The organism is Nocardioides pelophilus (assembly GCF_014180685.1).
GTDB lineage: Bacteria > Actinomycetota > Actinomycetes > Propionibacteriales > Nocardioidaceae > Nocardioides > Nocardioides pelophilus.
On record NZ_JACEHF010000189.1, the window covers coordinates 1 to 7,578 of the forward strand.

At 72.4% G+C, this 7,578-nt stretch carries 7 protein-coding genes; 1 reads left to right on the forward strand and 6 read right to left on the reverse strand.

Going from position 1 to position 7,578, the window contains the following annotated elements:
• Window position 1: 1 nt before the first annotated feature.
• The 6 genes from H0488_RS20385 to H0488_RS20410 all read right to left on the reverse strand — a co-directional run bounded on the left by H0488_RS20385 (window position 2) and on the right by H0488_RS20410 (window position 6,676).
• Window positions 2–1,465 (reverse strand): S28 family serine protease, encoded by a 1,464-nt coding sequence (locus H0488_RS20385; protein ID WP_183101061.1) that lies wholly within the window; start codon window positions 1,463–1,465, stop codon window positions 2–4.
• 140 nt (window positions 1,466–1,605) lie between these two features.
• A complete protein-coding gene (locus tag H0488_RS20390; protein WP_446685631.1) occupies window positions 1,606–3,012 on the reverse strand; it encodes a S28 family serine protease in 1,407 nt (468 codons plus the stop codon).
• A 90-nt stretch (window positions 3,013–3,102) separates the two neighbouring features.
• Window positions 3,103–4,899 carry a DEAD/DEAH box helicase gene (locus tag H0488_RS20395; protein WP_183101063.1) on the reverse strand — a complete coding sequence of 599 codons (1,797 nt, stop codon included), beginning with the start codon at window positions 4,897–4,899 and terminating at the stop codon, window positions 3,103–3,105.
• Window positions 4,896–5,156 (reverse strand): DUF3039 domain-containing protein, encoded by a 261-nt coding sequence (locus H0488_RS20400; RefSeq protein ID WP_183101066.1) that lies wholly within the window; start codon window positions 5,154–5,156, stop codon window positions 4,896–4,898. The genes H0488_RS20395 and H0488_RS20400 overlap by 4 nt, the downstream gene beginning before the upstream one ends.
• Before the next feature lie 294 nt (window positions 5,157–5,450).
• Entirely contained in the window at window positions 5,451–6,020 is a 570-nt protein-coding gene (locus tag H0488_RS20405; RefSeq protein WP_312856456.1) for a YqgE/AlgH family protein, read from the reverse strand.
• Between the two features lie 119 nt (window positions 6,021–6,139).
• Window positions 6,140–6,676 carry a hypothetical protein gene (locus tag H0488_RS20410; protein ID WP_183101064.1) on the reverse strand — a complete coding sequence of 179 codons (537 nt, stop codon included), beginning with the start codon at window positions 6,674–6,676 and terminating at the stop codon, window positions 6,140–6,142.
• Window positions 6,677–6,952: 276 nt separating this feature from the next.
• Between H0488_RS20410 and H0488_RS20415 the strand changes: the two genes are divergently transcribed.
• The coding region (locus H0488_RS20415) for a TetR/AcrR family transcriptional regulator (protein WP_312856457.1) at window positions 6,953–7,578 on the forward strand (626 nt) is incomplete at its 3' end.

Sequence of the window (7,578 nt, forward strand, 5' to 3'; positions counted from 1 at the left end):
GTCAGCCGGCAGGGACAGCGGTCCGGCGCTCGCGCTCGGGCTCGGTCCGCAGCGCGCGCCGCTCGGCCGCGGCGACCGCCGCCTCCCGAGTGCTGACGCCCGCCCACCGCCGGATCCGCGTGATCGCCGCCCGGCGGGCGCCGCCCGGGAGCAGACCGACGTTCGCGCCGTGGTTGCCCTCCGGCACCCAGCGGACCAGGCACTGCCGCTCCTTGCCATCAGGCCCGCACGCGAACGGCTCGGCGCTCCACGGGTCGAGCTCGCCGTACACGAAGAGCATGCGGGCCGCCGACGAGCGCACCCACGCGTCGACACCGGCCATCGCCGCGGGGTCGAGGTCCAGCGGCTCGAGCCCGTCGGGCACGAAGGAGGCGGGCACGTCGTGCCCCGGGTGACGGAGGAGGTCGGCGACCGGCTCCTCGTACGGCGCCGGCGAGCCCAGCTCTGTCGCGGCCTGGAAGTAGTACGGGACGTACGGACGGATGCGCTCGTTGCTCAGCCAGTCCCAGCCGGCCACGGTGTCGACCCAGCGCCAGACCTTCGTCCGGGTCGCTCCCGGGCCGGGCACCCGGGGGCAGGCGTCGGCCGCGTGCTGGTACTGCCAGAACGCGAAGTACAGCTCGATCACGGCCACCTCCAGCGCGTGGTCGAGCGAGCCGATCAGCCCGAAGCGGAGGTCCCGATCCCGGGCGCGCTCGGCGAGCCGGTCCCGGAACCAGCGCCGGTTGTCCAGCACCCGGCGCTGCACGGCCACCAGGTCGGCGCGGCAGTCGGCGTACGCCGCTCCCCCGACCTCGGCCTGGAAGTCGTCGTAGACATCGGCGGTGTCGACCGCGTCGTTGGGTGCGACGTAGGCGATGGTCGCCGCGACGTCGTCGGGATAGAAGCGGCGGTGGTAGGTCATCGTCATGCCGCCCTTGGAGATGCCGGTCGAGAGCCACCGACGCTCGTAGATCCGCTTGAGGGCGCCGACGATCCGGTGCTGGTCGGCGGCGGACTGGCGGATCGTGAGCTGGGTGGCCCAATTCGGGTGGCGGGGGCGGGAGGGCGTGAAGAACCGGTGCTCGACGGTGACCTGGTTGCCGCCGACGATCCGGGTGACCTCGCTGTCGTACGGGAAGCGCCAGGTGTTGAGGTGGTAGCCGGAGGTGGCCAGCACCGTCGGGCGGTCGGCACCACGGTGCACGAGCGTCGCCCGCAGCCGGAACCGGCGGCCGTCCGGGCGGTCGTGGTCGACCGGCAGCCTGAACCAGATCCGGAAGAACCGGGCGCCGCTCGGCGCCAGCCGCGGGACCTCGGTGACCGAGTCGACGATGCCGATCCGCTCGAGACGCTCCTGCAACCCGGAGGCCCGTTGCTGCGCCACGGGCGTGGCCGCCGAGGTCGCCGGCACCGGCGCGACCGCGGTGAGCAGGAGGACGACGGTCAGCAGCAGTCGGGCGGGCGACCCGAGAGAGGAGGACACGGCGCCAGTGTGCCCCACCGTCAGGCGGCACCGTCAGTGGCGGCGGCCGCTGCGCACGTACCGGAGGTAGCGGCCGTCGAGCTCGGGGATCCACGCCGCTCCGGCGTACGACGACCGGGCCCGGGCGTGCCGGCGACCGGTCAGTCCCGCCCACTGCCNACCTCGCGCACGACGCCGAGCCGCACGCGACGCGGCAGGTCCTGGATCAGCGCACCGTGGCTCCCCCGCGGCACCGTGACGCTCCGGCAGGACCGGTCCCGCCCGTCGGCTCCGCACCGGAACGGCTCGGCCGCCCACGGGTCGAACTGACCGTTGACGAAGAGCATCCGCCGGCCGGACGTGCGCACCCACGCGTCGATGTCGGCCATCGCGGTCGGGTCGTGCGACACCGGCCGGAGGGCCGGCGGGAGGACGTTCGCGGGCGTGTTCGCGCCGGGGTACTCCAGCAGGTCGCGCAGCCGCCCCTCGTAGGGCTTCGGTCCGCCGATCTGCGCGGCCGCCTGGTAGTGGTACGGCGCGGAGTAGAACCGTCGCTGGTCCGACAGGTTCCGCCACGGGTTGACCAGGCCGGCGTACCGCCACACCTCGCTGTTGCTCAGTCTCCGGGCGGCGGGCACGCTCGCGCAGGCCTCGGCGCCCCAGTACTGCCAGAACGCGAAGTAGAAGTCGATCACCGACGCCTCGAGACCGCGGTCGAGACTGCCGACGTACCTCCAGGTCAGGCCGTTGGCGGCAGAGAAGGCCTCGAGCCGGCCCCGGAACCACCCGCGCCGCTGCAGCATCCGGCGCTGCAGGGCGACCAGCCGGTCGCGGCAGTCGTCGAGGCGCGGTCCTCCGACCCGGGCGAGGAACGCCGGGTAGGCGTCGTCGCTGTCGACCGCGTCGTTCGGCGCGACGTACGCGATGGTGCCGGTGACGTCGGACGGATACCAGCGGCGGTGGTACGTCGCCGCCATCCCTCCCTTGGAGTCACCGGTGCTCAGCCACCGACCGTCGTAGAGCTTGCGGAACACGGAGATCACCCGGTGGTGGTCGGCGGCGACCTGCCGGATGGTCAGCTGGGTCGCCCAGTCCGGGTTCGCGGGCAGCGACGGAGCGAAGAAGCGGTGCTCGATGTCGATCTGGTTGCCGTCGACGATCCGGGTGACCTCGGAGCGGTAGGGGTCGTTCCACAGCTGGTAGCCCGCCGTCTCGACCACCGTCGGCCGGTCGGACCCGCGGTGCAGCAGGTTGACGCGCAGGCCGAAGGTGGGTCCGTCCGGCCGCGCGTGGTCGACCGGCACCGACACGGTGATCCGGAAGAACCGGGTGCCGCGGGGAGAGCCGGGCACCTCGGTGGCCTTGGCGACGATGCCCATCCGGCGGATCCGCTGGAGCATCGGGGACGGCGCCGCGGTGGTCGAGCTCGCGGTCGCGGGCGACCCTGTCGCAGGCACCGTCGGCCGTACCGTTGTCGGCTCCAGTGCGGGTGCCGGGGGCGCCGCCAGCAGCGGGACGGTGAGGACGGCCGCGGCTGTGCACACGAGAGCACGCAACCGGCCGGCCATCCGTCCCCCAACGTCTTCAACGAGCCCGAGGTCTGCTGTTCCAACGCGGGTCGGCGCGCCGCGTCACGCGTCGAGCGGCTCGGCGTCCCGCTACGACGTCTTGCGCATCGCCCACTCCCGGATCCGGTCGATCCGGGTCTGCAGCTGCTCGGCGTTGGCGATCGCCGCCGCCGGCCCGCCGCACTCCTTGCGCAGCGCGGCGTGGGTGATGGCGTGGGGCTGACCGGTGCGGTGGTTCCACGCGGACACCAGTCCGTTGAGCTCGCGGCGCATCACCGCGAGCTGCTCGTGGGTCGTGACCTGCTCGACGCTGTCGGGCGCGGGAGCCGCCGCGCGGCGGGTCTTCGCCCGGTCGGTCTGGCGCTGGCGCAGGAGGTCCTTCATCTGGCTCGGGTCGAGCAGCCCCGGGATGCCGAGGAAGTCCATCTCCTCGTCCGACCCGACCTGCACCTCGCCCTCGTGGCCGAACGACGCCCCGTCGTACAGGGCGTGGTCGAAGCGGGCCTGCGAGCCCAGCGCCTCGAACGGCACGGACAGGAGGTCCGCCGACGCTGCGTCGTTGGGTTCTCCCGCCTGCGCGCGAGCGAGGAGGTCGTCCTCGGCGGCGAAGATGTCGCCGTCGTCGGACACCTTGCGGCCCAGCACGTGGTCACGCTGGACCTCGAGTTCGGAGGCGAACCCCAGCAGCCGGGGCACCGACGGCAGGAAGACCGACGCGATCTCGCCCCGCGCCCGGGCCCGGACGAATCGGCCGACCGCCTGGGCGAAGAACAGCGGCGTCGAGGTGGTCGTCGCGTAGACACCGACCGCGAGCCGCGGCACGTCGACACCCTCCGACACCATGCGTACGGCGACCAGCCAGCGACTGTCGCCGCTGCTGAACTCCGCGATCCGCTTCGATGCCGCCTTCTCGTCCGAGAGCACGACCGTGGCCGGCTCCCCCGTGATCGCCTTCACCAGCTTCGCGTAGGCCCGCGCCGAGTCCTGGTCGGCCGCGATCACCATGCCTCCGGCGTCGGGCACGTGGCGGCGTACCTCGGAGAGCCGCTTGTCGGCGGCCTGCAGCACGGCCGGCATCCACGAGCCCTCGGGGTCGAGGGCGGTGCGCAGGGCCTGGGCCGTCAGGTCCTTGGTGAGCGGCTCCCCCAGGCTGGCCGCGACCTCGTCGCCGGCCCGGGTGCGCCACTGCATCTCGCCGGAGTAGGCGAGGAAGAGCACCGGTCGCACGACGTGGTCGGCGAGGGCCTCGGCGTACCCGTAGGTGTAGTCGGCGACCGACCGCGGGATCCCGTCCGGTCCGGGCGCGTAGGTGACGAACGGGATCGGGTTGACGTCGGAGCGGAACGGCGTGCCGGTCAGAGCCAGCCGCCGCGCGGCCGGCTCGAACGCCTCGCGCACCCCTTCGCCCCAGCTCAGCGCGTCGCCGGCGTGGTGGATCTCGTCGAGGATCACCAGCGTCTTGAACCGCTCCGTGCGGATCCGCAGCGCCAGCGGGTTGACGCCGACGCCAGCATAGGTGACGGCGACGCCGACGTAGTCGCTGCTGATCTTGCCCTTGCCGGCGGAGTAGGTCGGGTCGATGGGGATCCCGGCCTTGGCCGCAGCCTCGGCCCACTGCAGCTTCAGGTGCTCGGTGGGCGCGACGATGATCAGCCGGTCGACCTGGCGCCGGCCGAGGAGCTCGGCGGCGACGGACAACGCGAACGTGGTCTTGCCGGCCCCGGGCGTCGCGACCGCCAGGAAGTCACGAGGCGACCGCTCGAGGTAGTCGCGCATCGCCGTCGCCTGCCACGCGCGGAGCGAGGGCGCCGTTCCCCAGGCAGCTCGCTCCGGCCAGGCCGGACCGAGGGACGTGAGCGGGGCGGCGGCGTCGTGGCCGCCCGTCACTCGCCGGAGCCCGGGTCGGACGGGCCGTCGGAGAGGCCCTCCCAGATCTCCTTGCAGTCCGGGCACACCGGGAACTTCTCGGGCGCCCGGCTCGGCACCCAGATCTTCCCGCAGAGCGCGCGCACCGGCGTGCCCATGACCATCGCCTCGGTGAGCTTGTCCTTCTCGACGTAGTGGGAGAACCGCTCGTGGTCACCCTCATCGGTCGGGACGGTACGGCGGTCCTCGAGGACGTCCGTTTCTGTCGAGAATCCGATCTGGGTCACGGCACGCAGTCTAGATGAGGACCGGGGCCTTGGTTTCGAGGCTCGCTTCGCTCGCACCTCAACCAGCGGCCACACGCTCGCTTCGCTCGCACCTCAACCAGCGGCAGCACGCTCGCTCCGCCCCTGCCGCCGGTCGAGGCGACAGGCTCGCTTCGCCCCTGCCGCTGGTTGAGGCGACAGGCTCGCTTCGCCCCTGCCGCCGGTCGAGGCGACAGGCTCGCTTCGCCTTTGCCGCTGGTTGAGGTGCGAGGCCGCCCGCGGCCGAGCCTCGAAACCAAGGCGCCGCTAGTTCAGCTCAGGATCCGCCGGACGGGTCGCGTGGAACGCCAGGTCGCCGGGCTGGCGGCGCATCACGTCGCGCCAGAGGTCGCGGGTGTCGAGCCGGAACACGTCGTCGGGAAGACCGGGTACGACGTACCAGCTGCCTTCCTCGATCTCGGCCTGGAGCTGACCGGCGCCCCAGCCGGCGTACCCGGCGAAGATCCGCAGCCGTTCGACGGTGCCGACGACGAGCTCGGTCGGCGTGTCGAGGTCCAGCAGGCCGAGCCGGTCGGCGACCGACCGGAAGCCGACCGAGCCCTCCCCGTCGACGCTCGCCAGGGCGACCGCGAGGGCGCCGTCGGTGGACACCGGTCCGCCCTGGAAGAGCACCTCCGGCTCCTCGACCACGTCGCCCCAGTCGGCGAGCACCTCCGAGACGGGGAGCGCGCTGGGCCGGTTGAGCACCACGCCGAGCGCGCCGTCGGCGTTGACGTCGAGGAGGAGCACCACGGTGTCGACGAAGTTGGGGTCGAGCAGGTCGGGGCTCGCCAGGAGCAGCATCCCGGCCTCGAGGCCACCGACCGCGTTGTTCACGGCTCCATCATTCCCGACGAATCAATCGGGAACGGACAACAGCCCCGGGGCGACACGGGAGGGAGGGGTGTGTCGCACCCAGGGCTGTCGCGGGAGGCCCGGCCGGAGCCGGGTCGGTGTCAGGCCGCGACGACGGCGCGGAGTCGCTCCATGAAAGGGAGCTTCGGCGTCGCCTCGGCGCGGGCGTCGAGCGCGCTGGCGACGACCCGGATGTTCCGGGCCTCGGCCTCGATCTCGGCGCCGACCGCCTGGCCGTTGTCGCGGCCGAGCGCGGCGCGGCCGGCCATGACGGCGAGGAAGTAGTGCTCCTTGGCGGTGGCCCGGGCGACGGCCTGGGCCATCTCGTCGTTCACCGGCTCGGCGCGGTAGTGGTCGATGATCATGCGAACGCCGGGAAGCTCCTCGACGGTCAGCGCCCATCCGGTCGCGACCGCGGACCGGAGGTCCATCGGCTGGACCGCGAGCTCGCTCTCGATGTGGCCCGCGAGGCGGGTGTGCCACTTCAGCTGCAGGGCACCGAGGAGGTCCAGCTCGTCGCGGAACCTCTCGGAAACGCCGGGCACGTCCATCGGGAGGATTCCATCCCGACGTTGCGCCGCGACGGCGATCACGGTGCGAAGGGTCTCGCCCCGGTTGTGAAAGGCCGTCCAGGTCATGGTCAGCTCCTTGTGGTGGGGGAACGGCGGCCAATCCCCCCGATGGAATCCGGCGCCGACATACCGTTAGTACGTACTGACAGTATGCGTCCGAATTCGGGTACGCCAAACACCTTCGTGCGTGATCCCCAACACGGGTTCGGCGGGAACTCGGGACGTTTCCGCGGGCCGCGTGACGGGCGCCACGGGCACCCGTCACACCGACGTGACGCACGACATATGCTGGCCGGCGTGGCGAAGGCTTCAGTGTCGAAACTCGTCCCCAAGGTTCCGAGCGTGGGGGCGTCGCGCAGGGCGGCGTACTCCGCCTCCACCAAGCGCGCGCTGATCGACGTCGCCGAGGCCCGCTTCACCGAGGCCGGCTACGCCGCGGCGTCGCTCGACGCCATCGTGGCCGGCGCCCGGGTGACCAAGGGCGCGCTCTACCACCACTTCTCCGGCAAGCAGGCGCTGTTCGAGGCCGTCTTCGAGCGGGTCGAGGACGACGCGTCGCGGCAGATCCAGAAGGCGCTCAAGGGCCAGAAGGACCCGTGGGTCAAGGCCCTGTCGGGGCTCCGGGCCTTCCTCGCGGTCGTCCAGCAGCCGGCCTACCGGCGGATCGTGATCCAGGAGGGTCCGGCGGTGCTCGGCTACGAGCGCTTCCGCGAGCAGGAGGAGCGCTCGACCTTCGCCAACGTGCTCGACATCGTGCGCTCGGTCCTCGACTCCGGGAAGTGGGAGCTCGACGAGCCGATGCTGCAGACCTACGCGCGGATCTTCTTCGGCGCGATGTCGTCGGCCGGCGAGTCCGTCGCGACGGCCCCCGACCCCGAGCAGGCGGCGGAGCGCGTCGAGGCCGCGATCGCCTTCCTGCTCACCGGCGTGCAGATGATGGTCGAGAACGGCGTGGAGCTGCCGACCAA

Bases quoted from the DNA above. Each gene is read 5' to 3' on its own strand.
- H0488_RS20410 (WP_183101064.1), bottom strand. From the start codon at position 6,676: ATGACCTGGACGGCCTTTCACAACCGGGGCGAGACCCTTCGCACCGTG.